The sequence below is a fragment of the Peribacillus huizhouensis genome, assembly GCF_014138605.1.
Taxonomy (GTDB): Bacteria; Bacillota; Bacilli; order Bacillales; family DSM-1321; genus Peribacillus; species Peribacillus huizhouensis.
On the sequence record NZ_JACJHX010000003.1, the window covers coordinates 189,123 to 214,744 of the forward strand.

24 protein-coding genes and 1 pseudogene are annotated in these 25,622 nt (G+C 35.2%); 15 read left to right on the forward strand and 10 right to left on the reverse strand.

What is annotated here, in order from left to right:
- Nucleotides 1-155: 155 nt before the first annotated feature.
- On the forward strand, nt 156-293 hold the full coding sequence (locus HNP81_RS23750) for a nitroreductase family protein (RefSeq protein WP_312859657.1): 138 nt from the start codon (nt 156-158) through the stop codon (nt 291-293).
- Nucleotides 294-452: 159 nt separating this feature from the next.
- On the opposite strand, the gene HNP81_RS06550 is transcribed toward HNP81_RS23750, so the two are convergent.
- Together HNP81_RS06550 and HNP81_RS06555 are read right to left on the reverse strand one after the other, a co-directional pair.
- A complete protein-coding gene (locus HNP81_RS06550; protein WP_182502014.1) occupies nt 453-632 on the reverse strand; it encodes a small acid-soluble spore protein H in 180 nt (59 codons plus the stop codon).
- 302 nt (nt 633-934) lie between these two features.
- Nucleotides 935-2,608 (reverse strand): ribonuclease J, encoded by a 1,674-nt coding sequence (locus HNP81_RS06555; RefSeq protein ID WP_182502015.1) that lies wholly within the window; start codon nt 2,606-2,608, stop codon nt 935-937.
- Between the two features lie 490 nt (nt 2,609-3,098).
- On the opposite strand from HNP81_RS06555, the gene HNP81_RS06560 reads away from it, so the two are divergent.
- Nucleotides 3,099-3,683 carry a hypothetical protein gene (locus HNP81_RS06560; protein WP_182502016.1) on the forward strand — a complete coding sequence of 195 codons (585 nt, stop codon included), beginning with the start codon at nt 3,099-3,101 and terminating at the stop codon, nt 3,681-3,683.
- A gap of 179 nt (nt 3,684-3,862) precedes the next feature.
- On the opposite strand, the gene HNP81_RS06565 is transcribed toward HNP81_RS06560, so the two are convergent.
- From HNP81_RS06565 to HNP81_RS06575, 3 genes are all read right to left on the reverse strand, one after another.
- On the reverse strand, nt 3,863-4,228 hold the full coding sequence (locus tag HNP81_RS06565) for a carboxymuconolactone decarboxylase family protein (protein WP_028392455.1): 366 nt from the start codon (nt 4,226-4,228) through the stop codon (nt 3,863-3,865).
- A 475-nt stretch (nt 4,229-4,703) separates the two neighbouring features.
- Nucleotides 4,704-5,027, reverse strand: a complete 324-nt coding sequence (locus HNP81_RS06570; RefSeq protein ID WP_182502017.1) for a transposase — start codon at nt 5,025-5,027, stop codon at nt 4,704-4,706.
- Between the two features lie 144 nt (nt 5,028-5,171).
- Complete coding sequence (locus HNP81_RS06575; RefSeq protein ID WP_182502018.1) at nt 5,172-5,600, reverse strand: ferritin-like domain-containing protein; 429 nt, start codon at nt 5,598-5,600, stop codon at nt 5,172-5,174.
- A gap of 164 nt (nt 5,601-5,764) precedes the next feature.
- Here HNP81_RS06575 and HNP81_RS06580 point away from each other — a divergent pair, with 164 nt between their 5' ends.
- A complete protein-coding gene (locus HNP81_RS06580; protein ID WP_182502019.1) occupies nt 5,765-6,187 on the forward strand; it encodes a pyridoxamine 5'-phosphate oxidase family protein in 423 nt (140 codons plus the stop codon).
- Nucleotides 6,188-6,395: 208 nt separating this feature from the next.
- Here HNP81_RS06580 and HNP81_RS06585 read toward each other — a convergent pair whose 3' ends face one another.
- The 3 genes and pseudogenes from HNP81_RS06585 to HNP81_RS06595 form a co-directional block, all read right to left on the reverse strand.
- Nucleotides 6,396-6,824, reverse strand: coding sequence for a YugN family protein (locus tag HNP81_RS06585; RefSeq protein ID WP_028392452.1), 429 nt, complete (start codon nt 6,822-6,824; stop codon nt 6,396-6,398).
- A 359-nt stretch (nt 6,825-7,183) separates the two neighbouring features.
- Entirely contained in the window at nt 7,184-8,095 is a 912-nt protein-coding gene (locus tag HNP81_RS06590; protein WP_182502020.1) for a DMT family transporter, read from the reverse strand.
- Nucleotides 8,096-8,489: 394 nt separating this feature from the next.
- Nucleotides 8,490-9,226 (reverse strand): annotated as a pseudogene (locus HNP81_RS06595) (helix-turn-helix domain-containing protein).
- Between the two features lie 306 nt (nt 9,227-9,532).
- Here HNP81_RS06595 and HNP81_RS06600 point away from each other — a divergent pair.
- From HNP81_RS06600 to pdxA, 11 genes are all read left to right on the forward strand, one after another.
- Entirely contained in the window at nt 9,533-10,228 is a 696-nt protein-coding gene (locus tag HNP81_RS06600) for a FadR/GntR family transcriptional regulator (protein ID WP_182502021.1), read from the forward strand.
- Entirely contained in the window at nt 10,219-11,433 is a 1,215-nt protein-coding gene (locus tag HNP81_RS06605; protein ID WP_376766724.1) for a CynX/NimT family MFS transporter, read from the forward strand. The genes HNP81_RS06600 and HNP81_RS06605 overlap by 10 nt, the downstream gene beginning before the upstream one ends.
- A gap of 210 nt (nt 11,434-11,643) precedes the next feature.
- Nucleotides 11,644-11,922: a hypothetical protein gene (locus tag HNP81_RS06610; protein ID WP_028392447.1), complete on the forward strand. Its 279-nt coding sequence runs from the start codon at nt 11,644-11,646 to the stop codon at nt 11,920-11,922.
- Nucleotides 11,923-12,379: 457 nt separating this feature from the next.
- Nucleotides 12,380-14,011 carry a ribosomal protection-like ABC-F family protein gene (gene abc-f / locus HNP81_RS06615; RefSeq protein WP_182502023.1) on the forward strand — a complete coding sequence of 544 codons (1,632 nt, stop codon included), beginning with the start codon at nt 12,380-12,382 and terminating at the stop codon, nt 14,009-14,011.
- A gap of 909 nt (nt 14,012-14,920) precedes the next feature.
- Nucleotides 14,921-15,643: a DUF421 domain-containing protein gene (locus tag HNP81_RS06620; RefSeq protein ID WP_182502024.1), complete on the forward strand. Its 723-nt coding sequence runs from the start codon at nt 14,921-14,923 to the stop codon at nt 15,641-15,643.
- A gap of 112 nt (nt 15,644-15,755) precedes the next feature.
- Entirely contained in the window at nt 15,756-15,941 is a 186-nt protein-coding gene (locus tag HNP81_RS06625) for a hypothetical protein (RefSeq protein WP_182502025.1), read from the forward strand.
- 213 nt (nt 15,942-16,154) lie between these two features.
- Complete coding sequence (locus tag HNP81_RS06630) at nt 16,155-16,625, forward strand: NUDIX hydrolase (RefSeq protein WP_182502026.1); 471 nt, start codon at nt 16,155-16,157, stop codon at nt 16,623-16,625.
- Nucleotides 16,626-16,998: 373 nt separating this feature from the next.
- Nucleotides 16,999-18,984, forward strand: coding sequence for a methyl-accepting chemotaxis protein (locus tag HNP81_RS06635; protein ID WP_182502027.1), 1,986 nt, complete (start codon nt 16,999-17,001; stop codon nt 18,982-18,984).
- Between the two features lie 445 nt (nt 18,985-19,429).
- On the forward strand, nt 19,430-20,401 hold the full coding sequence (locus HNP81_RS06640; protein ID WP_182502028.1) for a 2-keto-3-deoxygluconate permease: 972 nt from the start codon (nt 19,430-19,432) through the stop codon (nt 20,399-20,401).
- 94 nt (nt 20,402-20,495) lie between these two features.
- Nucleotides 20,496-21,785, forward strand: a complete 1,290-nt coding sequence (locus tag HNP81_RS06645; RefSeq protein WP_182502029.1) for a four-carbon acid sugar kinase family protein — start codon at nt 20,496-20,498, stop codon at nt 21,783-21,785.
- Between the two features lie 3 nt (nt 21,786-21,788).
- The gene (pdxA, locus tag HNP81_RS06650) at nt 21,789-22,784 is read left to right on the forward strand and encodes a 4-hydroxythreonine-4-phosphate dehydrogenase PdxA (protein WP_028392440.1); all 996 of its coding nucleotides are present in this window, start codon (nt 21,789-21,791) and stop codon (nt 22,782-22,784) included.
- A 257-nt stretch (nt 22,785-23,041) separates the two neighbouring features.
- Here the strand turns inward: pdxA and HNP81_RS06655 are convergent, their stop codons facing one another.
- Together HNP81_RS06655 and HNP81_RS06660 are read right to left on the reverse strand one after the other, a co-directional pair.
- Complete coding sequence (locus HNP81_RS06655) at nt 23,042-23,236, reverse strand: hypothetical protein (protein WP_182502030.1); 195 nt, start codon at nt 23,234-23,236, stop codon at nt 23,042-23,044.
- Between the two features lie 500 nt (nt 23,237-23,736).
- Nucleotides 23,737-24,405 (reverse strand): DUF5342 family protein, encoded by a 669-nt coding sequence (locus tag HNP81_RS06660; protein ID WP_182502031.1) that lies wholly within the window; start codon nt 24,403-24,405, stop codon nt 23,737-23,739.
- A 517-nt stretch (nt 24,406-24,922) separates the two neighbouring features.
- Between HNP81_RS06660 and HNP81_RS06665 the strand changes: the two genes are divergently transcribed.
- On the forward strand, nt 24,923-25,378 hold the full coding sequence (locus HNP81_RS06665) for an SRPBCC family protein (RefSeq protein WP_028392438.1): 456 nt from the start codon (nt 24,923-24,925) through the stop codon (nt 25,376-25,378).
- The last annotated feature ends 244 nt before the right edge of the window (nt 25,379-25,622 follow it).

Consider the following 25,622-nt stretch of genomic DNA (forward strand, 5'->3'; position numbering starts at 1 on the left):
TGAGAACTCGCTCGCCTTTGGTTTTCGATGAAGCAAGGCGCTACGCAGAGGAGGAGGTCCAATTTTATGTTCTGTATTAGTTATATTTAAAGCTGTTTTGTTTATTTTTTTGATTAAAAAATAACTTTATTGGAGACTTACAATTCGTCATAGTTATATTTAGTAGGAGCGATATTCAGAGTTTTTTACCTAATGTTATTCCAGAAGATATGGTAAATAATATACTGGTAGCTGCTTATCATGTATCATCATTCGGATTCATGCAAAATTGGAACTTCATCTTAATTTTCTGACATGGAATTAAGGAGCGGTGATGAAGAAGATTTTGATTGAGGTTTGTACTTATGATGTTTTTCTTATTGTGCTAGGCGCAAGGAGATGGGAAATACAAACACCACTCAGAGTGGTGTTTGTATTGAAAGGTATTATTTATTCAGGATACATTTGACAAGTTAATGTTCTTTTAAGTTAGATAAAGGAATATCTTGTTCTTTCTTTGGTTCATCGAGGGGATAGATTCTAGCTATTTCATTATTTTCATCCACATTTTGAATATAGATTGGAACCCCATTATAGGTTACATTAGCCATAACTGGCGAAGCAGCAATCTCTTGTGCCCGTTGTTTGTTCATTATAATGACCTCCTTTTGATTTGTAACAGTTATAATGTTTACTTTTAACTACTTAAGTATTCTTGTTATTCAATTTTAAGCAAACAGAAATTTAAATATGGTTACTCAACTGGGTGGCTTTAGTTGAAGATAATGAAAACCATTATGTAACAGTTTTCTTAACTTATTATTGTGTGGTGTTTCATAATGGTCTGACCTCGCACACTAAATCAGCATGTAGTGCCCCATTCACTTATCGCATATTATGTAGTTTTGAGGGGTCTGAACCACAGTTTCAAAAAATTAGAGCATGTTGAACCTACCTAAATTTCAATAATGATAGGGAGAATCATTGGTTTTCTCTTCGTATGTGTGAACACATATTGACCTACTGATTTTCTAATCTTTTGTTTCATTACATTCCATTGACGGATATTCTCTTCATTTAGTTCTTTAACGGTTTTCTTAACAATGGTGTTAATCTCTCTTAGGTGGTCATCGGAATCTCTTACATACATGAATCCACGCGATATGGTATCTGGTCCTGAAATAATTTTTCGTTCTAATTTACTGAGCGTTAACACAATGACCAGCATTCCATCTTCCGAAAGTTGTTTCCGGTCTCGTAAGACAATTGCACCGACATCACCAACACTGATCCCGTCTACATAGGTATCACCAGCTGGAATGTTTCGAGTCTGATTGGCAATTGAGTTTTCGATATCAACGACATCACCATTTTTAATGATAAATGTATTCTCTTTCTTTACTCCAACAGATTCGGCTAGCATTCGGTGGTGGTACAGCATTCTATATTCACCATGAATCGGGATGAAATAGGTTGGCTTCATTAATGTAAGCATGAGTTTTAAATCTTCCTGATAGCCATGACCCGAAACATGCATTCCGGTCGTGCTACCTGAGCCATAAATCACGTTAGCACCCAATTCGAATAAGTGATCGATAATACGGGAAACATCTTTTTCATTCCCTGGTATTGGCGATGCAGCTAGAATAACAGTGTCCCCAGGATAAATGGAAACATCCCGATAGTTGCCAGTCGCGAGGCGACCAAGAGCGGCCATTGGCTCACCTTGACTTCCTGTACATAGGATGACTACCTTTTCAGGAGACATTTTATCAACTTCGTGTGCCTCAACGATCATCCCTTCAGGAAGCGTTAAATACCCACGTTCGATTGCAACTGATACGACATTCACCATACTTCGGCCAAGTAAGGAGAGCTTGCGTTTTGTCTTGATTGCAGCATCCACCACTTGCTGAACACGATTAATATTTGAAGCGAAGGTAGAAACAAAGATTTTCCCTTCGGCTTTCATAAAGGCCTCGTTCATATGGTTTCCAACCATTTGTTCAGACGGAGATAAACCAGTACGTTCCGCGTTCGTACTTTCGGATATTAAAACTAAGACACCTTCTTTTCCAATTTCAGCCATTTTATGAATATCTGGAGATTGATGATTAGCGGGTGTTAAATCGAATTTGAAGTCCCCGGTATGAACGACATTTCCTTCTGGTGTATGAAAGACAATGCCTAGACAATCAGGAATACTATGGCTTACTTTGAAAAAGGATACATGAATCTTTCCGAAATTCAGTTTTGATTCAGAATCAATCGTAACGAGTTTCGTATCTCTTATTAGCCTATGTTCCTCTAATTTTAATTCAATAAGACCTAGTGTAAAATGAGTAGAATAAATGGGAACATTTAATTTCTTTAAAAAGTAAGGAATCCCACCGATATGATCTTCGTGTCCATGTGTCACAATTAAAGCTCGAATTTTCTCCTTATTTTCTTCCAAGTAGGTAAGATCAGGGATAATTAAATCAATACCTAATAAACTTTCATCTGGAAACTTCCCACCACAATCAATAATCACGATATCATCTGAATATTGGAGCACATACATGTTTTTACCGATTTCATTTATGCCGCCTAATGCAAAAATGGATAATAAATTTTCATGTGTTCTCAAATCTAAACCTCCCAATGCCAATTAGTATTTTTAGCATTCCCTATTGAGACATCTTTAATTAAGTTTAAATACGCTAATCAGAAAGATAGATACAGCAAGTGATGTATCAATTTTGCAAAAAATTCTCAACAATAGTACAAGCCATTTCATATAAAGGACATATTATGTTACGAAGAGAAGTTCCTGAAAAGCCTGAGGGCGTACTCGCCATTTTGGTGGTGCCGGGATGACAGGCAGGGGCATGATGGAAACTGATGACCACTTTTCCTAGACAATATTTTCGCTTTCTCAGCATCCGGAAATTGAGACTAAACCCTTCAAAGAAATCATTGGGCGTCACTGATAACCGACCGTTTTTGCCAGTGGGGTTCATGTAATTAACATTTACTTAAAATAACCTGGGAATCGAAACGCCTTTTCCTCCTACCGTTAGTGGAAGAGAGGAGGAGATTAAATGAAAATTAATTTAAGAAAAGGAGACATTTAGGGTATGTGTCCAAATAACTATGGTAATGAAAGTATACAGTCGAGTAAAAGTTCTATGTTGTCCCGTAAAGAGATAAAAGCCATTGAATCCTGGATATCTCAAATGGGTGAATATCAATTTTTTATATCCGCGTATCAAAAAGCGGATATTGCAATGAATACGTTGAAATTCAAATATAAAGTGATTGGACAGGGGTATAATCGAATCGTCTATGATCTCAATAATGGCTATATACTAAAAATTGCACTGTCTGATGTAGGATTAATAGGCAGCGCAAATGAAGCCTACATTTATAATAACTGCAATAAGGAGGTCCAAAAGTATATTTGTCCGGTTAAAGAGTTTGGGACCGGCTGGATTATTATGAAGAAGATGGAGATTGATATACCAAAAGCCATCATGGAATATACGAAATTAATCGAGTTGAAATTAATATTCCTAAGTTACGGCATCATTCCAATAGATTTGCGGTTAGCTAATGTCGCATTCTCCAAGGATAATGAAATGGTTGTCATTGATTACGGTCTATTCACCATGGATCTCAAAAGCCCTGTGTTGCGCTGGATATTTAACGATGATTCTTTATAAAGATAGATGATGGAAAACGAATTGATGCGATGGTAATGACATTGCTTTTTTAGAATCTGTCCCTATATCAGCGCGCCCCCCTACTTAAACAGGGGGGATTTTTAATACTATCTTTATAAATTAACACTTATCCATTTTCGTTTTTTCACTTGAAAATAAGATTATTAATTTACACTTAATTACTGCTTTAATTGATTTAATTCCTGAACGCACGTTTGGACAAGAGTTACCGCCTGGCTCATCGCCGCTCCCCCACCAAATGCTGCAGTAACGCCAATAGCTTCAAGAATTTCTTGTTCTGAGCATCCTTGATCAAGGCACCCTTTAGTGTGATATATAATACAATACTCATCTTGAGAATAAAGGCTTATGCCTAAAGCAATAAGCTGTTTTTCTTTCTTAGATAAAACACCTTCTTTAAAGCACTCTTCTGTAAAGGCATTAAATTGTTCAGCGAGCTTAGGCATTTTCTGAGTAAATAAACCGAGTCCAGCTTTATATTCTTGAAGGGCGGCTTCTGTAGAAGTTCTAGATTCAAATTCCATACATAGTTCAGCTCCATTTCAATAATTCTTTAATCCCAAATTAGTATGAGCTAAACACAAGCTGATTAATCAAAAACGATGTTAATTTAAGGCTGTTTTCCAACAGATTGTTGCTTTTAACAATTTTGCAAGCATAGAGTGGATTGTAGCGGAAAGCAAGTGCCTGCAGCGAAAAGGAACGGTTCATTAATTAAAAAAACAACAAACTATGCGAAAACAGCCTAATTTAATTAGCAGCTTAACGAAGCAGATAGATTCCCATTTATCCTTCTATATCAAGTAATCATATTTTTCCCTGATTGAAGTTTCACTTTATTGTTCCAGTAATAAAATAGTTTCAAGCATAGTAAAAAGGAGTAGGTTAAAGGTTTCCCCTTTTGCTAAGTGATAATCGTAGTTATAGACGCACTAATTCCGTTCCATGCACTGAAAACTATGTAGCCTCTTGTAAACGAATAAACGCTCAAATTAATTTTTAAGATTCTTTCTTATCGGGATTATATGTTGAGATAAAACCCAAAGATATAGTTAATACCAACAGTTGATAAAGGATATATATACCTATGTAGGCTCCGGTAAATAAGAAAAAGGGGTTTAAGAAAACAGCGTGGATATTCGTCATAAATACGCTTTTATTTTTAATAATTTCAAGAATAGATAGAGAAGCAATATTTCCAAAAATAAGTGTCGAGATGATAGCACCTATATTAAATATTAAACGGAACTTCATCCAGAATTTCTGTAAGATAAACATGCTTAAAGGAAATACAATACTTGCTAGGACTAAAAAAATAATCATAAAAAATTACCTTCTTTATATAGTTAGAATTTTTTATCTCACATTACCGGAAAGTCACTCCTCACCTAAGGCTTAGAAGATTCGACGAAGCGTAAGTGGGGAGTGATGCCAATATCTTGAATTAGTAATTGAACACAAGTAATTCTAATGAACTAAACCTTTTAAAAATTTCACATGTTCTCTGTCCTTATCCAATATCTCTTCAATCAATTGACGACTTTCTACATCTAAATCACCTTTTACGATTTCTTCTGATATATGAATCCCATAATAATCTTCTCCCTTTAATGCGTTATCTATTATTCCGACCGTTGTATCAGGTATTTTGAAAGAGCCTATGTAGCCTTGAATGGAACCGATAATCCCTTCATCATCTACTGGCGTTCCCCCAAGGTTTTGAATTCTTTCTGCTACCTTTAAGGCGTGATGTTTATGATCTTGTTGAATCCTTTGAAAATCTTTTTTTGTGTTCGGGTCGTTTAATTTCTGTATGTGATGTTCATAAGCATGAATACCCATATACTGTCCTTTTAAAAAAGCATTTAATGTATTTACTACATCGTTAACTTCCATAATAAAACACTCCTTTATTTATGTATTATTTGTCTAAAAGTAAGTACTATCCATTGCTAAAATTGGACGTATTATTTTTTACTTGCTCCAAGAAAATACATAGAAACGGTAGGGTTTAATCTGAAGAATAAGTGGAATAGTACATAGAAAAGGAGTGAAAATCAATGAACCAGCAAGATTTAAAAAAACAAGTACTGAAGATTATCTCAAATCATAGAGCGGGCGTCCTATCAACCGTGGAGAATAACAAGCCTCATTCACGATATATGACGTTCTATAATGAAGACTTAACGCTATTTACACCAACGCAAGCAGATGCTGAGAAAATAGACGAAATAGAAAAAAACCGATCCGTTTCTGTCCTAGTGGGGTATGAAGGCAAAGGCATAGGCGATACCTATGTTGAAATTTCCGGAACATCCATAATGAATGATTCGGAACATTTAAAAAAACAATTCTGGGATGAATCATTTAAAAAATGGTTTGATGGCCCTGAAGATCCAAACCTTGTGTTTCTGCAAATACAACCTGAAACGATCCGTATCTTAAATAATAATGGTGAACCACCCCAAGAACTTAATTTGTAATAACCGCTAAAATATCGTTCATACAATCCATTCTTTTCTTTTATTTAGAGGATACGAAATGTATCCGTAATTTCCGACTTACGTATAACTACTAAATTAGAAACGGGGTATCGTTTATTGGGAGTTGAAAAAAGGGAGCTTTAGATATTAAAAAAACGCTTGAATCAAGCGTTTTTTGTTTTCGTTTCATTAGTAAAATCAATTTAGATTAGGAGCTTAATAGTTCATTCATGGAACTCAATACATGATCTATTGTTTCTTCACCGGCTTTTTTCCAGCGGCTTTTATCTCTTACATACCCATCATTATCCAAGGGCTCTTGAAATTGATTAAGACCTGTGGTGGTGGTCAGTAATGAGTTTTCATCATAGTCTAGTCCAAAATTCACTACATGCTTGATAACATAAGGTGTTCCAAACTCAATAAATGCATTAGAATGATCCAAAGCACCATCCAAAACATTGAAAGGGATTCGTAAGTAAATGGTTTCCCCACCTTCTCGCCATAAAACAGTGTCGAATTTCCCTTGGTCATACTCAAAATTACTGCAGAAACTACATCCAAAAGAGTTAAAGATTTCTCGTACAAGACCAAAATAGGCCTGTTTTCCCTCAATACCTGATTGTAATTTGATCATCATCATTCACTCCTGAGAAAAATGTTATTACTATTCTTAACAAAAAGCTGAATAAGATACGATCAAGATGCTCTTGTTTTTTATGTGACGCAATATATATTGTAAATTGACACTCTAGGTTAGCGAAAAATAAAAAGCACAAGTGGATTGATACCACTTGTGCTTTTTTTGTACGTTCAAAGTAAACCTTTTTGAAAATCGTGCAAAGTTGCCGTAGTAATGCCTTCTGACATTTGTTTATTTGTCTTCGCATTATTTATCCCGGTTTAACAGGATGTAATATCCCCACCTCAATTTTTGCGAGAGAATCAAGAAATAAATAGGTGGGGGATGAAAACCCCACTGAGGGAAGTTTCACTTTATTGAGCTAATGAATGGTTAGAATGACTTTGTTCTTCTTGCTTATCTTTAATAACGATTAAGACCCCTAAGAGAATTAAAATAGAGCCTATCCAAAAGGTGATACTAATCGTTTCCCCTAGTATTAACCATCCTAATAATGTTCCAACAACGGGTTGAACGAAAAAGAAAACTCCCCCACTGGAGGCATTTAGCATTTGTAATCCACGACTCCATAATAGAAATGCAGTACATGTTGATATGACACCTAAATAAATTAATCCTCCCCAAATGGTTGGATTAGTTAATTCATTTATATCGATTTGTGGTAATTTTGTTATGACAAAAGGAGTTAGAACAACAACAGCAATTAAAGTAGCATAGGTTGTAACGACAATTTGTGAATAATCACTAGGTATACGTTTTATAAGTACAGACATTAATGCCCATGTTAATGCTGCTATAATAAGTGATACTCCACCAAGCATGCTAGACATATTAATATCATCAATTCCAACAATGATAATCACACCAATAGTGGCTAAACTAACTGAAATAGCCTTCTTTAAAGTTAAACGTTCTTTAAGGATTAAACTAGCAAACACAACCATAAATGCTGGTGTTGTAGAAGTTATAATAGCACCCATTTGTGCAGTAGAAAGCATTGTACCTGTTTCTTGTGTAACAATGGAAATGACGTACCCTATAATTGCGATAGCAACGATAATGCCAAAGTGACGTCTATTAATTCTCCAATTTTGTCTAGTCAAAAGGCTAATAATGACTAATGCAACTAGTGCTATTAAATAACGCATCCATACAAGTTCTAATGGTGGTATGACTGCCACTAATATTTTAACGACAACATACATCCCGCCCCAGATACTCGAAGCTAATATTAAATATAAAGAACCAATAAGTGTATTTTTCATTTTTATACCCTCCGTTTTAATTTAGGCTTTATATGCCCTAACGGAGAGAAGCACCTATTATAGTTATCTCTCCATTAGAACGGGAGAGTGCTACTGGTACATCATTTTCGAATAATGGAGTCCAATACATTTTGATTCACCTCTAGTCTAATCTAACTGTAGATCTGTATTTTATTGTAGCAAAGATTATTAAGCCTGTTTTATCAGGCTTTTAAAGAAATTCCTGTACTGAGAGTTAGATTGTGAAGAATTGTAATTAAAGTAATTGGTGCTTCTGTTCCCAAAAGCATTGAAGTAAGTAAAATTCAAAATTAACAATATTCTCCTTTCATACGATTCACTCCAATAAAAAAAGATAATAAGAACGGTTAAACTAATAATAGAAAAATAATCATCATTTTTCTTTACTAAGTTTAAGGTTCTTTTTATCCAATCTTAATGTTTTCGATACATTTGCGGAGGTTTCCCTACGCATTTCACAAACCACCTAGTAAATGAGGAAGAATTTTCAAAGCCTAATTCTTCACTTATGCTCGACATCGACCATGATGTCGTTTTTAATAATCGTTTAGCATCATTTAAACGTAGTTCGGTGATATAAGCTTTAGGACTTTTACCTGTTTTTTGTTTAAACCATGATGAATAATATACTGGATGGTAATGCTCAATTTCAGCCAATGTTTCAACTCTAATGGACTCCTTATAATGATTGTGAATAAAGTCAATAGAAGGAGAAGGTGATGTCCGTAATTTTTGAGCCACATATCTAGTCAGATCATTTAATGCAGATGTTGTGTTCCCTTGATCCCTTGCCTCCTCCAATAATAAAAGTCTTATGGAAGACCATTGTTTGTCTAACTTCATATACATACTCTCTGTTTTACTAGGTAAATAATGGTTTGGGATATCTAAGATTAAAAATTCATTCCTGTCAGTAGAACGATAAATATGATTGCACTCAGGAGGCAGATAAAAGCAGTAGTCTGAGTTAAGGTTGATTTTTTGCCACTTCGTTTGTAAGTCTAAGGAGCCTTGTAATGGAAAGAGGAATTGACCAAAATCATGTTGATGAGAATCAAATTCTTTGGAATATGTTCTTTTTTCACAAATTACTTGTTTACCACTCTCCACCAACTTAATCCCCCCTCACTCGTAATTTAATCTAGATTATACCATTCATTTGGTAATTAAACTTAATCAAAACTGTATATTGTTATAGGCTATCAGGTGGTCCCAGTTTTGTTTTTCTCTTTATTGTTAAAGATAAAGGAGAATTTTATCTGGATTAACAGACCTCTATCGCCACATTCGCTTTTGAGAGAGTCACGGGAATTTCCCTTTATTTTTAGGCGTGAAAGATTTACTTTATTTTCATCTTATGATACATTATCCAATAAACCAAACATCCTATGTTTAAAAAGGGGTCTCGATCAAGTAATGATAAAAAAGACTAAACGTCTCACATTAGTAGAACAAGTCGCAATTCAAATGGAAGATTTAATCGAAGCTGGACAATGGGAAGTAGGGAGTAAAATTCCGGCAGAGCCAGAACTTATGGAAAAGTTTGATGTGAGTAGAAATACATTACGAGAAGCGATTCGTGCTTTAGTTCATGCGGGTCTTCTAGAAACACGGCAAGGTATTGGCACGACGGTGAAATCAGCGAGTACTCTCGGGTTAGCATTAGAGAAGAAAATTCAAAAAAGCGACCTAATGGAGACTCTAGAAGTTCGGTTAGCTTTAGAGAAAGAAGCTGCAAAGCTAGCGGCAGAGCGAAGAACGATGGAGGATTTAAATATAATAGAAGAATGTTTAACGAAGTGTAAGGAAGCGGCTACAAATAAGGACTCCGATTATTTTATAAATATGGACATTGAGTTTCATAAATCGGTTGTAAGAGCTACTCATAATCAAATGTTTATTGAGTTGTATGATCATATTACCGATGCTTTACAAAATTCTGTGCATGAAAATATGCGTGCAAGACGTCAATTAGAAGATGAATATGCCGTTCATACAGATCTCTATGAAGCGATTCGAGTACAAGATGGCCATGCCGCTGTTTCATGTGTAGATGCTTATTTAAGGAAAGCGAAAGACTCACTATACACAATGATGGAGGGATCAAATTGAGTAAGCCAGCTTTACAACTGAACAATCATCCTTTAACAAAAGGGCAATATTGGTTATTGCTAATAGGCATAATTTTTATTGGGGCGAATTTGCGGGCGCCGATCACTTCTGTCGGTCCGTTATTATCTACGATAAGGGATGAGTTAGGTTTATCTCACTCAATGGCGGGCAGCATAACAACTGTTCCATTAATCGCCTTTGCCTTGCTTTCGCCATTTGCACCGAAAATCGCCAAAAAACTTGGGAACGAAATGACTATTTTTTGGGCCTTTCTCGTCTTAACGTTCGGTATCGCTGTCCGGATTCTTCCAGGGGCAAGTTTCTTGTTCCTCGGAACTATATTAATTGGGCTTGCGATCGCAATTTGTAATGTGTTGCTTCCAGGTTTGATCAAAGTGAATTTCCCGTTACAGATGGGATTAATGACAGGAATCTATGCCGTAGTTATGAATGTGTTTGGTGGTTTAGGTTCTGGTCTGAGTGTGCCACTTTCATCTCTAGGAAATATGGGATGGCGGGGTTCTTTAGCAGTTTGGGGGATTTTATCAATTATTGCGATTATCATTTGGAGTTTTCAACTAAATAAAAAACACGATATACATGTAAACGGCAATAAGAGCAAAGTGAGTGCAAAAAGCATGTGGAAATCTCCGATTGCCTGGAGTGTTACAGTGTTTATGGGCTTGCAATCGCTCGTTTTTTATACATTGATGACGTGGATGCCTGAAATTATTCAAAGTTATGGCTATAGTATTAGTGCATCGGGGTGGTTACTTTCCTTATTGCAATTTGCCATTATTCCAATGACATTTATTATTCCAATTATTGCAGGAAAGTTGGAAAATCAGCGGCTGCTATCATCCATTACAGCCATTTTATATATGATCGGTTTTTTAGGTTTATTTATTGGTGTTTTCTTGCCAGTATGGGTAATTGTTATTGGTATAGCCAGTGGAAGTGCATTCGGCTTATCGATGATGTATTTTACTTTACGAACAAATGATAGTCAACAAGCTTCTGAATTATCAGGAATGGCTCAATCCATTGGCTATTTATTGGCAGCTTTTGGACCGATTGTTTTTGGTTGGCTTCATGACATTTCAGCTGGATGGCATGCGCCACTGTTTCTTTTTTTAGTACTGCCGATTATTTTCTTTATTGCAGGCATAGGGGCTGGTAAAGGTTTTATTGAAGAAAAGGTGTAAAGATTTTGTAGGCTGTGTAGGATAAAAGATAGAGAACACATGCATCATCTGCGTGTTCAGCAAAGAAGTTACCATTTAATCGAGAATGTTTTGATAGATTTCATTCTTAATAAATTGGAAGAATAGCTGAATGAGAATTTTGTTCAAAATAAACCTATGAATATTCTGTTAATGATAGAATAAAAATGTAAGTATACGAGGGGGATAAAAGTGTATAAATATCTTCATTCTTTTTCTATTATTTTCTTTGGAATCTGTGTGCTTTTAGGTTCTTGGTTTATTTCGCAATCATTAAAATCAAATCAAGATAAACAAGAAAAGATATCAAAAGGGGAGCAATACAGGTATGAACTCCTTTCACCGAATGAAAATAACCTGATCATTTTTGATAAGCAAAGCGGAGATTATTGGAGAAAGTTCATTGAAAGTGGTGAAGGACCTACTGAGTGGGAAAAGCAGCCATCGCCAATTTCTGAGACTTTAGAATAAAATATATTCATGAGCGTCTGCTCTTAAGCCCATCGATGAAATAGGTTCAGATTCTCAAATTATAAAACCTTATGAAGGTGGCGGTGCGAAGCTGATTTTGCAAAGCCCCGCCCCTTTTCCGCTAACGGTGGCTATGAGCTTTTTCGTAATTGAAGAAGATTCGTTGGTTACATTAACAGACTCAAAAGTTGATTGCTTTCACTGTAAATAAGTGCTACAATCACACTAATATAAATCGAAAGGGATGATGGGTGGACGATGGATAACTAATCTTATTTTTTAGAATTTGAAATTTTATATTTCGAATGATATAAAACTAGGATTAGTCTATCCATTTTCTACTATCCCTTGAGCTATTACGTGAGATAGCTTATTTAAGTACGGTAAAAATGCGACTAATCCTTCCAAATGAATTGGGAGGATTTTTTTATTCTCCCTAAAAAGAGGGTGGATTTTAATGAAAGAATTGCTGCAGTTACAAAATGTGTGCGTTGAAATCAAAGATCATATAATGTTTGAAAACGTAAATATCACCGTACAACAAAAGGATATTATTGGAGTTATCGGTAAAAACGGTGCCGGAAAATCTACTTTGTTGCGGGTATTGAACAAGGACTTTTTACCGACAAAAGGACATGTTAAATTTTTACAAAACGATCTTAAAACCATTATGGTTGAGCAAGAAACCGAATCGCATTCTTTTGAAGAGATTACTCCAAAAGAAGTTACATTATTAGAGAAATGGCATGTTCCAACTCATGAATTCTCAAAATTAAGTGGTGGAGAAAAATTAAAAGCGCGACTTGCAAAAGGACTTGCACAAGATACAGACCTGTTACTATTAGATGAACCGACAAACCATCTTGATGAGCAAAGCTTAAAAATCCTAATTAACCAGATAAAAAGTCATAAAGGTACCGTTATTCTTGTATCGCATGATCGATATTTTTTAGATGCTGTTGCAACAAAAATTTGGTCCATTGAAAATAAAATGCTTATTTGTCACAAAGGCAACTATTCTAGTTATATGAAATTTCGAGAACAGAAAAGACTCACACAGCAACGAGAATATGAAAAACAGCAAAAAATGGTTGAACGTATTGAAGGTCAAATGAATGAACTTACTTCTTGGTCAAAAAAAGCTCATGCACAATCGACGAAAAAAGAATTCCCTAAAGAATACTACAGGGTAAAAGCAAAGCGAATGGATGCACAAGTAAAATCTAAACAAAAGCGTCTTGAGAAAGAACTTGAAAAAATAAAAGTTGAGCCACTTGATTCAGAATACAAAGTGACCTTCTCGATGAAAGCAAATAATAAAGTAGGAAAGCGCTTCTTAGAAGTTAAAAATTTAATGAAATCATATGACGGCAGAACGCTTTTTAAAGACACCAATTTTACGATACAGCATGGTGATAAGGTTTCAATTTCTGGTCCAAATGGTAGTGGGAAAACGACATTATTGAAAGTAATACTCGGACAGGAAACTGCCGAAGGCGATATATGGATTTCACCATCTGCAAAAATTGGCTATTTAACTCAAGAAGTATTTGATCTACCACTTGAACAAACTCCAGAGCAGCTTTTTTATAAAGAAACCTTTGAGGAGAGAGGAAAAGTTCAAAATTTAATGAAGCATTTAGGATTTTTGGCTTCTCAATGGTCAGAACCAATTATGAATATGAGCATGGGTGAACGTGTGAAGTGTAAGCTAATGAAGTATATTCTAGAAGACAAAGATGTGCTTATCTTAGATGAACCAACGAATCATCTAGACTTAGCTTCGCGTGAACAACTGGAGGACACGTTAGCACAATACAATGGGACGCTTTTGGTCGTATCGCATGATCGCTATTTCCTAGAAAAAATAACAACTACTAAACTCGTTATTATGAACAATCGTATACACAAGCAATTGAATGAAGTGGCGTCTCATAAAGATAATAAGGAAGAAAGACGCTTACAGCTTGATACAGAAAGACAAGAGGTTTTAGGAAAACTTAGTTTTATGACCCCAGATAATAAAGAATACGCAGAACTTGATCTGAGATTTAAAGAGCTTTCGAAACAAATAAGAGAGCTTTCCTAATGAAAAAACTTGTTTCATAAAAAGGTGGTGGCCTCCTAAGGGATTGACCTCGCACTCAAAAGGGGGTTGTTCAACAAGATATTAAAGATGGCTGGTGAGGAAACGTTCGCACGAAGAAGGAAGTGACCATAGTAGCAGAATATATGGAAGGTATGGGTGGAGCAGCTGTAGAAATTGATTCAGCGCAAAGCTTCATATCTTCTTGTTGATTAGGTTTTTAATTATCTTTGTGGTGTTAGAGGTGTCAACATCGTTGATTTTATTAGACAAGTAGGGGCAATTTTGATAATTGTTTTTGGGTTAATTATTGTTGGAATTTTTTACTCGAAATTTTTAATGATGATTAGGAAAATCACTTTAAAAAATTGTCCATTGGGTTATATAGGCTCTGTTTTAATTGGAGTAGGATATCTACTGGTTGGATACCTTACGTTGGGCTATATTAGGTTCTGTTATGGCTCTAGGTTATCTACTGTCAAGTCTTAATCTATACGATTACTTATATACTTGATTTTCGATACCGTTCTTTACCATGTCATTTTTGGTAAATCAGGATAAATAAGATTACAATATCACTCGATTTGGCGGTTACCTCACAATTATTATGTGAGTTGTCTTGTTTTTTATTGGATGACTAAAATCACATCATTTCTAAGAAATCATGTATTTGGAGTCTTTTCCGGTTTCTAATACATAACAAACAGAGCATCCAAAAACTAATCAAAACTCAATTTCAGCTGAAACTTGGGTCCTTCCCAATTACATGAAGACCCTATTTACCGAATAATAGATTTACTTTTCACGATCTACCCTTTAGGTTAATGACTCAACATACTATAAATTGTATACGTTAAATACTATAAAAACAGTAAATACTACAATAAATAAGTATTGTTGGAGTGGTTAGTTATGTCTGATTTTATGGAAATTATTGTGAGGACCATTTTTGCTTTTTTTCTTTTTATGGTTATTGCCAATTTCTTAGGGAAGCAAACCTTATCACGAATGACCTTACATCATTTTACTGCAACGGTAACTTTTGGTTCAATTACAGCTAATCTTGCTTTCAATCTTCGTAACGAAGCCTGGCAAGTGGCGACTGCGATGATCACCTTTTTTTGCATTGCCTTTTCATTGTCGATTATTACTTTAAAAAGCAGAAAAGCAAGGAAATGGTTATCTGGTAAACCAACTATAATTATTGAGGACGGAAAAATTTTAGAAGAAAATTTAAGACTGCTTCGTTATACATTGGATACGTTAAATCACGCTTTACGACAAAAAGATGTATTTGATATTCAAGAAGTACAATATGCTGTAGTTGAGCCAAATGGTGAAATATCGCTTCTTAAGTACCCTCCATACCGTTATGTGACAAAAGAAGATCTTAACATTTTCATAAAAGAGGGCAACCATTTTCCTATTGAACTTATTATGGAAAAACAGATATTGGACAAAAATTTAGATAATAATGGATTAACGAAAGACTGGTTATTAAGTGAACTAACAAAGAGGGGATTAACGGTTACTAGCGTATTTTATGCTGTGAAAGGAACGAATGGTCAATTGTATTTTGATGTTTACAATGACCGTCTTACTTCACCAATCGATAATGAAACCGGACATCGTTAATTATGTGAATTTGCACTTTACTTTAACAAAAACCTTTAAATTACTAATTATTGACATGCACTTATGGTAAATTGTTCTTATTGATATCGTACATATTTGGAGATGGATACTTTTGTATATCATAAAGTTAAGAATGGTATGGATAATTCCTAATGTACTTTGTTACTTAATATTTGTTGGCTTGAATAAATTATATGATCAAGTAAATGATGAGCAAATTAAGCAAACAGCCATGGAATTGATTGAAACTGAAGAAGATAGCAAATATCGTAAGAAGGATCTGTCTGTATGGAAATAACAGATCCTATCCCCTATTACGGGAAAGTCGAAGCTGTCTTTTGGGCAGCTTTTTTTGTATGAAGGACAGGGGGCCGGGCTAATCATTCAAGTCTACTAAGAATTGATATTCATGGTGTAACCAATAAAAAAATATGCGACAGTATAGTGGAAGGAAGGCTCGGTATACAAAAATTAGTCAAATAAATAAAAATCGTAGAAAGGCGTATATCAAATGAAATTTAAGTATACAGTTTGTTTTTTAAAACAAGGTAATAGAATTCTCATGTTAAATCGAGAAAAAGCACCGATAATGGGTATTTGGAACGGCGTTGGTGGAAAAATTGAGGGCGATGAATCTCCAGTACAAGCTGCACTTCGCGAGGTGTGGGAAGAAACAGGAATTCGATTAAACCATTTTTTCTCTGAAGGAGTAGTAAAATGGACGACTTCAAATGGTTCAGTTGATGGCATCCATGTGTTTCTTGCTGTAATAGACCAATCTTTAGACTATCCTACACCAATAAAGACTAGAGAAGGAATTCTAGATTGGAAAAAAATCGATTGGATTTTGGATTCAAATAATCTTGGCATCCCAGAAAAGGTACCTCACTACTTACCATTATTAATAAATGATGAAGGATACCATGATTTTCATTATGAAGCTGGGAGCATCATATATGAAAAAAGCGAGAGTAGAGAGTGAATAAATCTTCTGACCACAATGAGTGAAAAATTATGCTATTAAGTGAATAAAAGTCGAACACATATTGTCAGGACTACTATGTGCTCGACTTTTTTTAGTTTATTCCTCATTAACGTGCAGTAAAATCCATGGTTGCCTCAGGTGCAGAAATAGGATCATCAGCTGTAAATAATAAAGATTTTAAAAAAACTCCCCTTGTTTAACTACTTGCCTACAATCGTCGCATACCAATTAATTTAACACTGGAAATAGATTACTAATTATTTTTGAAAGCACTCTAAAAGTATTGCAAATGTAGACGATAAAAATAAAGGTATTGTTAAGCTGGTTTTTGAATATTTCAAATTTCAACAATTAAATAGGGGGCATATATATGAAAAAAACTAAAGATACCAAGTTTCGTTTTAGCTTGAGGAAGAAATTAATAATAGTGTTTTTAATCATTTTATTAGTACCAAGTTTTTCAATAGCTATATTCTCTTATCAAAGTTCGCAAAATAATTTAGATCAACAAATGATAGAGACGGCGCAAAAAGATGTAGGGATCATTAATCATTCAGTAGAGCAATTCATTCGTTCACATATAGAAAATGTCAATTATTTAGCAAATTCAGTTGTCATTTCTAATATTGTCGAAGATGATGATTTTCAAATGAGAAGATTGCTAGATACAATACAGAGCGATAAAGCAGATGTTGAACAAACATTTATAGCAACAGAGAACGGGCAATTTATTAATTCGCCGTCTACAGTAAAAAATCCACCTGGTTATGATCCAAGAGTGCGACCTTGGTATCAGGATGCGATGGCTAATAAGGGTCAGATACTTATTACAGATCCACGCGTATCGCTAGCGACTAAACAAGTCGTCATTACGATAGCCAAAGCAACGACCGATGGAAAAGGGGTTGTTGCTGTTGATCTTAAATTGGGGAGTTTTATCAATTTAGTCAATCAAATCAAAATTGGCAAACAAGGTTATTTATATGTAATCGATAAGAATAATCATTATATTACCCACCCGAAGATTGAGGTTGGCACAAAAGTAGAAGACGGTTTGTCTAAAAAATTGCAAGCGGCTCAATCAGGCAAGTTTAATTATGTAGCAAATGGGGAGTCGAGGAAATTAGCGTTTTCAACGAGTGAATTAACAGGTTGGAAAATTGTCGGCAGTATGAATCAAAGTGAAGTAGCTGATGCAGTTAAACCTATTTTAAAAACAACATTAATCGTCATAAGTATTTCGATTATACTTGGAGGCTTATTGATTTTCTTCATCATTCGCTCAATGATTCGTCCAATTACTGAGCTAGTCGGGGCGGCGAATAATTTGAGTCAAGGCGATTTAAGTGTTCAAATCAAGTCGAAATCGCAGGATGAAATCGGTTATTTAGCGACAGCGTTTGAGCAGATGAGAAAGGGCCTTAATAAGGTCATTTTGGAGGTACGGGAAAAATCAAGTACACTAGCAGCATCTTCGGAACAATTAAATGCTAGTACAGAACAGAATACATCGGCAACAGAACAAATTTCTTCATCGATTCAGGAAGTTGCTGCAGGTATGGAGAGTCAGTCTAACCAGATTGAACAAAGTTCAAGAATGGCTGGAGATATGTCAGCATCGATTCAATATATTGCTGCTAGTTCAAAAGAGGTTTCACAAACAGCAGCTAATGCATCATCGGCTGTTGCAGTAGGAAACAAAGCGATTGAAACAACTATTGGACAAATGGAATACATTAAGAAAACAGTAAATGAATTATCAAGCAGTATCCAAGTTTTAGGTAGCCATTCACAAGAAATTAGTAAAATTGTAGATGTTATTACAAATATAGCCGATCAAACAAATTTACTTGCGTTGAATGCAGCGATTGAGGCGGCTAGGGCAGGAGAGCATGGCAAAGGATTTGCTGTTGTTGCAGATGAAGTACGTAAACTTGCAGAACAATCGGCACAATCAACTGATCAAATTAGACAAATGATTGGATCGATTCAGAATGAAACAGCAAATGCGGTAAAATCAATGGAATCAGGAACAGTGGAAGTAGACAAAGGAATTGAAGTAGTCAGCGATGCAGGTTCATCGTTTACGGAAATTACAGGTTTCTTCAATACCATATCGGAACAAATCGAACAAGTCACATCTAAAATCCAGGATATTTCTACTGGTACGGAACAATTTGTTTACACTTTTGAAGCAGTTGCAAAAGTAGCAGACGCAACAGCAGGTGGCGCTCAAAATGTTTCAGCATCTACACAAGAACAATTAGCTTCTATGGAAGAAATCAGAAGTTCTGCGACTTCTTTATCACAAATCGCCGAGGAATTGCAGGATATTGTACAGCAATTTAAACTGTAACATAGGCAAGTGAACATATAGGAAGACTTGAAGAGGTAGCCTTATAAAAGTATGACCTCACATCTACACAATCGTTTATTAAGAAATAATACTAATAAACGATTGTGTAGATGTGAGGTTCTGGACTTTTTGTTATGGGGCTGCCTCTTTATGTATAGATTGAGAACATCATGTCGTTTCAATGAAGTGCACTTTGAAAAAGATAGAAAATAATGTTTCAAATGGTATTAAATGAAGATAATAATAATCAAACAAAGCAGCTGAAAGATTAGGCATAAACAGGCTAACTTTAAACTTTGTCGAAAGAATTGTTTCAATATTAAACAGTATAATATTTTTTGAGATAAAATAATTAAAAACTGTTGCATTTGAAAACGGTTTATCTTAATATAATGATTGCGAACATTATTATATATAATTTAAGTTTCAAAAAGGGGTTAATAGAATGAGGATTAAAGCAACACTAGATCGTGTTCCAGGAGGAATGATGGTTGTTCCGTTATTACTAGCTGCAACTATCAACACATTTTTTCCTGGCATATTAAGAATTGGTGGCTTTACAGAAGCATTATTTGTAAATAGTGCCAGTGCATTAATTGCTTTATTCCTATTAATAGCAGGTACTCAAATCACATTTAAAACAGCCGGTTCTTCTGTTGGTAAAGGTGTAACACTTTTAGTTTTTAAATGGGTACTCGGCTCTTTAGTCGGTCTCCTTGCTTTTTGGCTTGCGGACGATAATGGATTATTTTTAGGCTTAGCACCATTAGCTATTATTGCTGCTATGACGAATTCAAACGGTGGCCTTTATATTGCTCTTGCTGGTCAATATGGGAAAGAAGATGACAAAGCTGCTTATCCATTTTTAGCATTAAGTGATGGACCATTTTTAACAATGGTTGCCTTATCCATTTTTGGTACTATGGGCTTCGCCAATGGTATGTTCTCGCCAATGTCTTTCGTTGCTGTATTACTTCCATTAATTATCGGTATTGTTATCGGGAACTTAGACCCGGAAATGGGAGACTTCTTAAATAAAGGTAGCGACAAGCTAGTTCCTTTCTTTGCTTTTTCTCTAGGTATGGGAATCGACTTTAGTGCCATTATTAAAGGTGGAATTAGTGGTATTTTCCTTGGTGTCATTACTGTTGCACTAACTGGTGGAATTGGGTACTTACTTTTCAAATGGATTGGTTGGAATCCGATTGTTGGTGCTTCTGAAGGTTCAACAGCTGGAAACGCAGTTGGAACGCCGATTGCAATTGTTGCTGCCAATGCATCATTTGAACCAATTGCAGAACTAGCAACTGTTCAAATTGCAGCAAGTGTTGTAACAACTGCTATATTATTACCGCTGTTTATCGGGTTCTTAGCAAAACGATTAGATAAAAAAGCCGTAATGGCTAAAGCTAGTTAAAAGGTTATTAGAACTAATATCGTTGAAAAGTAAGAGCGTTATAATTTCTCTCTTCTTTTAAAATGATAAATTGTATTTTCGGAGGAGATCGATTATGAAATTAGCTATCATCGCAGATGATTTGACTGGTGCCAATGATAGTGGGGTTCAATTAGCTCGTCACGGTTTAAAAACGACTGTTTTATTTGATATGGACGAAACAAGCGTTAATAATTATGAAGCTGTTGTTTTTGATACGGATAGTCGTTCGATCGATCGAAAAGAAGCATACGAAAAAGTGAAACAAATAGCAGAGTTTCTCAAAAATGCTGGTTTTAAAAATATTTTCAAAAAACTCGATTCAACAATGAGGGGAAATATTGGTGCAGAAATTGACGCGGTATATGAGGTTATGAAACCTGATTTCGTCATGATTGCACCTGGCTATCCTAAAAACAATCGAACGATTCTCCAATCTACACACTATTTAAAAGGTGTTCCATTAGGAGAAACAGAGATTGCAAAAGATCCTAAAACACCTATAACACAATCATATTTACCCGAACTTTTAAAAGAACAAACGAAACATCCAATTGGAACGATTACAGTTGACGACTTAGAACAAGGGGAACAATTTGTTCACGAAAAAATTAAGGATTATTTCCAAAAAGAAATAACATACCTTATCATTGATTCAACGGAAGAACATCATCTTAAACAAATTTTGGATTACACTAAAGAATTAGCCTATCAATTTACTTGGGTCGGTTCTGCTGGGATTGCCAATTATCTTCCTGACTACTATGGTATCCCAAAAAAGGATCAAGAATTGGCTATTCATACAAACACGAATCCAACACTTACGGTTGTTGGTAGTGTGAATAAAAACTCTAGAGCACAGATGAAGGTGCTGTTAGAAAAAACAAATGTCTACGCAATCCCATTCGAATCCTATAAAGCGATTGCTGAGGATACGGAAAGAACAAGTGAAATCAGAAGAGTCTACCACGAAGCCATGCAAAAAGCAGAAGAGGGACTAGATGTTTTGATCTATTCCACAGGTGAAAAAGAAGATATTGAGAAAGCATGGAGTACTGGAGAATTAAAAGGACTTAGCCATACTGAAATTAGCAATGAAATAGTAAAAGCAATAGGTGCGGTTTGTTCTGTGCTCTTAGAATCAGGAATTTTCACAGGTGTTACGATGACTGGTGGAGATACGGCAAAACAAATCTGTACTTTATGGGATGTCAAAGGTTTTGAATTACTAGACGAACTTGAAATAGGTGTTCCTATTTCTAAGTTTTTAGGGAATGATAACATTTATGTAGTCACTAAAGCTGGTGGTTTTGGTGCAGAAGATGTTTTCATTAATGCAATAAAAAAATTAAAGGGGGAAAAATGAATTATGAAACCAATTATCGGAATTACTATGGGAGACGCTGCAGGAATTGGTCCTGAAATTATCGTTAAATCACTTAATCACAAGGAAGTATATGACAACTGTAACCCATTGGTTATCGGGGATGCAAAAATTTTAGAAAAAGTCAGCCCGATTGTTGATTCAAAAGCAACAATCAATATGATTAAAGATCCTTCAGAAGCTAAATTTGAATATGGAACAATTGATGTAATCGATTTAGATCTTTTACCAGTTGACCAACCTTTCGGAGAAGTTTCAGCTGCTGCTGGAGATGCTGCATTCCAATATTTGGCTAAATCAATCGAGTTAGCAAAAGAACAAAAAATTGATTCAATCTGTACAGCTCCTTTGAATAAAGAAGCGTTGCATAAAGGTGGTCACATCTACCCAGGACACACTGAAATTCTTGCTGATTTAACAGATACAGAAGATTTCTCAATGATGTTAACAACTCCTAACTTAAGAGTAATCCATTTAACAACACATATGGGATTAATTGAAGCGATTGAAAGCATCAACCCAGAAAGAACTTATAAAGTTGTTAAATTAGCACATGATACATTATCAAAAGCTGGCTTTGACAATCCTAGAATCGCGGTTTGTGGTATTAACCCACATGCTGGTGAAAATGGTTTGTTTGGTAATGGCGAAGAAGAAGAAAAATTAATGCCTGGTATTGAACAAGCGAAAGCTGAAGGAATCAATGTAACTGGTCCACTTCCAGCTGATACATTATTCTTCAGAGCTGGCAGAGGCGATTTTGATGTTGTCGTTGCTTGCTATCATGACCAAGGACATGCTCCAGTAAAAGTAATGGGCATTGAAGAAGGCGTTAATATTACAGTTGGCTTAAAAGGCGGCATTATTAGAACGTCTGTTGACCACGGTACAGCATTTGATATTGCTGGTAAAAACATCGCGGATGATAAAAGTATGTTAGCCGCTATTAGATCAGCGATTGAATTAGCACCTAAAAGATAAAAAACTTCCATCAGTGGATACTGAGGATACGTGTAAACTCTAAAACGTGTAGAATATTCTATTCGTTTTAGAGTTTTTTTGTGGAATACTTTATTTGTCTTTCCTTATTTTGTGAAAGCGAACTACTATTATTTGTTAGGGTAAGATGAATATTGGGGTAGTTAAGTAGATAGAGGGAATAGAAATGCCATAATAGAATTAAACAACTCCTCAAAAAAGAACCTCACTAGTAAGTAAGGTCTAAAGTAGCCGATCGATTATAACAAGGTGGATAGAAGCGATACTTTTTTATATAACGCAAAAACTTCTTTATTTTGCACTTCCCCTGCCTGATTGATTTGCCCTTCCATATCGATCATTAAATCAGCCAATTGTAGAGCTTTTTGTCTGTCAGAAATATTGCTGCTGCGAATGATCGATTCGTACTTTTCATTGTACTCAGCTAGTGTCATTTTATAAGTCCTCCTTAAAGTGATTTAACTCGTATTTAAATCTTCATTTGTTTATCCGAGGTATGTGTTCATGTTACTTTTATAAGGCTAGCAATCAGCTATTTGTTGTACTTTCATGTATTAATATAAGTATTTCAGTCATTATAGATTGTTTTTTTATGCTACTTGCCATACTAGTACCCGTTTTATAAACTAGTGAAGTTTATCGGGCTGAACGAACATTATTTAATCTAGTATAGCATGATTCCCCACTTACTTCAGTAATAAGGAAAAATGAATGGAATGATTTTCGACAAATTCATATTTGAATAATTCCATTGGTTATTACAAGGTGAATGGATATAGAGGAGGAGAAAAGGACCTCTAGCTTTTGAAAGAGGAGAGAAAGAAAGGGCCTCCCCGCAGCTCTAAATTCAGTATAAAATAAGTGTTATGAAACACTACCACCTGATTTAGAGTGACGAGGTCAGCCCCTTTTTACAAATTTTTCAATATGAGGTTTACTGCTGATTTTCAAACAATAGCTTTACTTTAAAGTCTTGGTAGATGTGGTTCTGCATCAAGTCAAACACTTTTGATTCCAAATCTTGAAGATCGTCTTCTTCGAGATTTTGTTTAGGTTGAGGGTGAAACCACTGAATGCCATCATCGTGAAAAATACCATGATAATGATCGCCTTCAAAGCTTAGCGTAAACTGTTGCCGTTCATGAATTTGATCTTCAAACAACGGTTTAATTTTAAAATCTTGATTAATGTGGGTTTGCATCAAGTCAAACACTTTCGACTCCAAAACTTTAATATCCTCTTCAGCAAGCTTAGTATGCGGTTGAGGATGAAACCACTGAATCTCTTCATTGTGGAAAATCCCTTGGTATGTGTCCCCTTTGAAGTTTAATATAAATTGCTGACGTTCATGAACTTGATCCTTAAACATTGGTTTTATTTTTAAATTTTGATGGATATGCTCTTGCATTAAATCATATATGTTGGCTTCCAAATTTTTTAGAACTTCTTCAGCAAGTTTAGTATGCGGATGAGGATGAAACCACTGAATGTTGTCATCGTGGAAAATCCCTTGATAAGTAGCCCCTTCAAAGCTAAGTGTAAATTGCTGACGTTCATGAATTTGATCTTTAAACAATGTTTTAACTTTAAAATTTTGGATCATATTAAAAACCTCCTAAAATTTTTTATTCCGTTTGGCACAATTTAATGTAAGTAGAAGAGAAAGGTAAGTAATGACTAAATCACCTTCGTAGTTATTTCATGTTTTGATCAATATTCAAAATGTCTCCAGTTAGTGCGGCGATATCGACATCATATTCTGTATCTTGATTGAAAAAGGAAATTTTGTATTTTTAGCTTGTGATTTTCAATCGTTTGAGTATTAGTTACTAAACCGCCTTTTGTTTTGTCTAAGGCAATTGTCTTTGCTTTTCATTCGTAATGATTCAATATAAATGGCGGTCTATTAAATGCCATCTAGGTTTTGTCTATAGTTGAATCATACCGACTAGAGTTTAAAGAAATAGAAGAGTTATCTTAAAGTTTCCTTAGAATTGTAGAAGAAAGTGCAACTTCCAATTATGTGATTGATCCCAATTACGGGTAGTAAGGTCCCACGGATGGATGTTTAACTGTATAATAATGGTAGTGTTAGAGAATACGTATAAGGAGAAGAAGTTATGCCGGTTATTGCGAATCAACAATTAATTAAAGCGCCAATTGAAGTATGTTTTGACTTAGCGAGGGATGTGGATATTCATACTGAAACAACATCGAAAACAAAGGAGAGGGCAGTAGGTGGTGTGACCGAAGGGTTATTGGAGGAGGGAGATATTGTTACTTGGGAAGCCATTCATTTTGGGATTAAGCAAAGGTTAACAGCGAAAGTGATAGTAATGGAAAAACCAAATAAATTTGTAGATATTATGGTGAAGGGTGCTTTCCATTCTTTTGTTCATACGCATCAGTTTATCGAGGAATCAGGTGGAACATTAATGATCGATACATTTGAATATAAATCTCCATTCGGTTCAATTGGTGTTTTAGCTGATACGTTGTTTTTGGAAAAGTATATGAAATCATTCATCATATCTCGGGCAAAGGCACTGAAAGAGATTGCAGAGAATATGGCTTAACCGACTTTCTCTAACAGTGCTTTGCTGTGGATTTAAATAAAGGTGAATCATTGAACCTTAATTCGTACTGTCGATAGTTCAAAGAGAAAGTAAGATCTTAGCAACAGTAGAATGGGATTAACAATTAGTGGGGGATAAAGATAACCCCCACTAATTGAAGTTTCATTATGGTTTCAAGATACACTTTAATGTAACTATTAACACTAGATATTGCAGAACCAATGAATAAGACAGTAACAATTTA

Bases quoted from the DNA above. Each gene is read 5' to 3' on its own strand.
- HNP81_RS06550 (WP_182502014.1), bottom strand. From the start codon at position 632: ATGAACAAACAACGGGCACAAGAGATTGCTGCTTCGCCAGTTATGGCT.
- HNP81_RS06560 (WP_182502016.1), top strand. From the start codon at position 3,099: ATGTGTCCAAATAACTATGGTAATGAAAGTATACAGTCGAGTAAAAGT.
- HNP81_RS06565 (WP_028392455.1), bottom strand. From the start codon at position 4,228: ATGGAATTTGAATCTAGAACTTCTACAGAAGCCGCCCTTCAAGAATAT.
- HNP81_RS06570 (WP_182502017.1), bottom strand. From the start codon at position 5,027: ATGATTATTTTTTTAGTCCTAGCAAGTATTGTATTTCCTTTAAGCATG.
- HNP81_RS06575 (WP_182502018.1), bottom strand. From the start codon at position 5,600: ATGGAAGTTAACGATGTAGTAAATACATTAAATGCTTTTTTAAAAGGA.
- HNP81_RS06580 (WP_182502019.1), top strand. From the start codon at position 5,765: ATGAACCAGCAAGATTTAAAAAAACAAGTACTGAAGATTATCTCAAAT.
- HNP81_RS06585 (WP_028392452.1), bottom strand. From the start codon at position 6,824: ATGATCAAATTACAATCAGGTATTGAGGGAAAACAGGCCTATTTTGGT.
- HNP81_RS06590 (WP_182502020.1), bottom strand. From the start codon at position 8,095: ATGAAAAATACACTTATTGGTTCTTTATATTTAATATTAGCTTCGAGT.
- HNP81_RS06600 (WP_182502021.1), top strand. From the start codon at position 9,533: ATGATAAAAAAGACTAAACGTCTCACATTAGTAGAACAAGTCGCAATT.
- abc-f (WP_182502023.1), top strand. From the start codon at position 12,380: ATGAAAGAATTGCTGCAGTTACAAAATGTGTGCGTTGAAATCAAAGAT.
- HNP81_RS06620 (WP_182502024.1), top strand. From the start codon at position 14,921: ATGTCTGATTTTATGGAAATTATTGTGAGGACCATTTTTGCTTTTTTT.
- HNP81_RS06630 (WP_182502026.1), top strand. From the start codon at position 16,155: ATGAAATTTAAGTATACAGTTTGTTTTTTAAAACAAGGTAATAGAATT.
- HNP81_RS06635 (WP_182502027.1), top strand. From the start codon at position 16,999: ATGAAAAAAACTAAAGATACCAAGTTTCGTTTTAGCTTGAGGAAGAAA.
- HNP81_RS06640 (WP_182502028.1), top strand. From the start codon at position 19,430: ATGAGGATTAAAGCAACACTAGATCGTGTTCCAGGAGGAATGATGGTT.
- HNP81_RS06645 (WP_182502029.1), top strand. From the start codon at position 20,496: ATGAAATTAGCTATCATCGCAGATGATTTGACTGGTGCCAATGATAGT.
- pdxA (WP_028392440.1), top strand. From the start codon at position 21,789: ATGAAACCAATTATCGGAATTACTATGGGAGACGCTGCAGGAATTGGT.
- HNP81_RS06655 (WP_182502030.1), bottom strand. From the start codon at position 23,236: ATGACACTAGCTGAGTACAATGAAAAGTACGAATCGATCATTCGCAGC.
- HNP81_RS06660 (WP_182502031.1), bottom strand. From the start codon at position 24,405: ATGATCCAAAATTTTAAAGTTAAAACATTGTTTAAAGATCAAATTCAT.
- HNP81_RS06665 (WP_028392438.1), top strand. From the start codon at position 24,923: ATGCCGGTTATTGCGAATCAACAATTAATTAAAGCGCCAATTGAAGTA.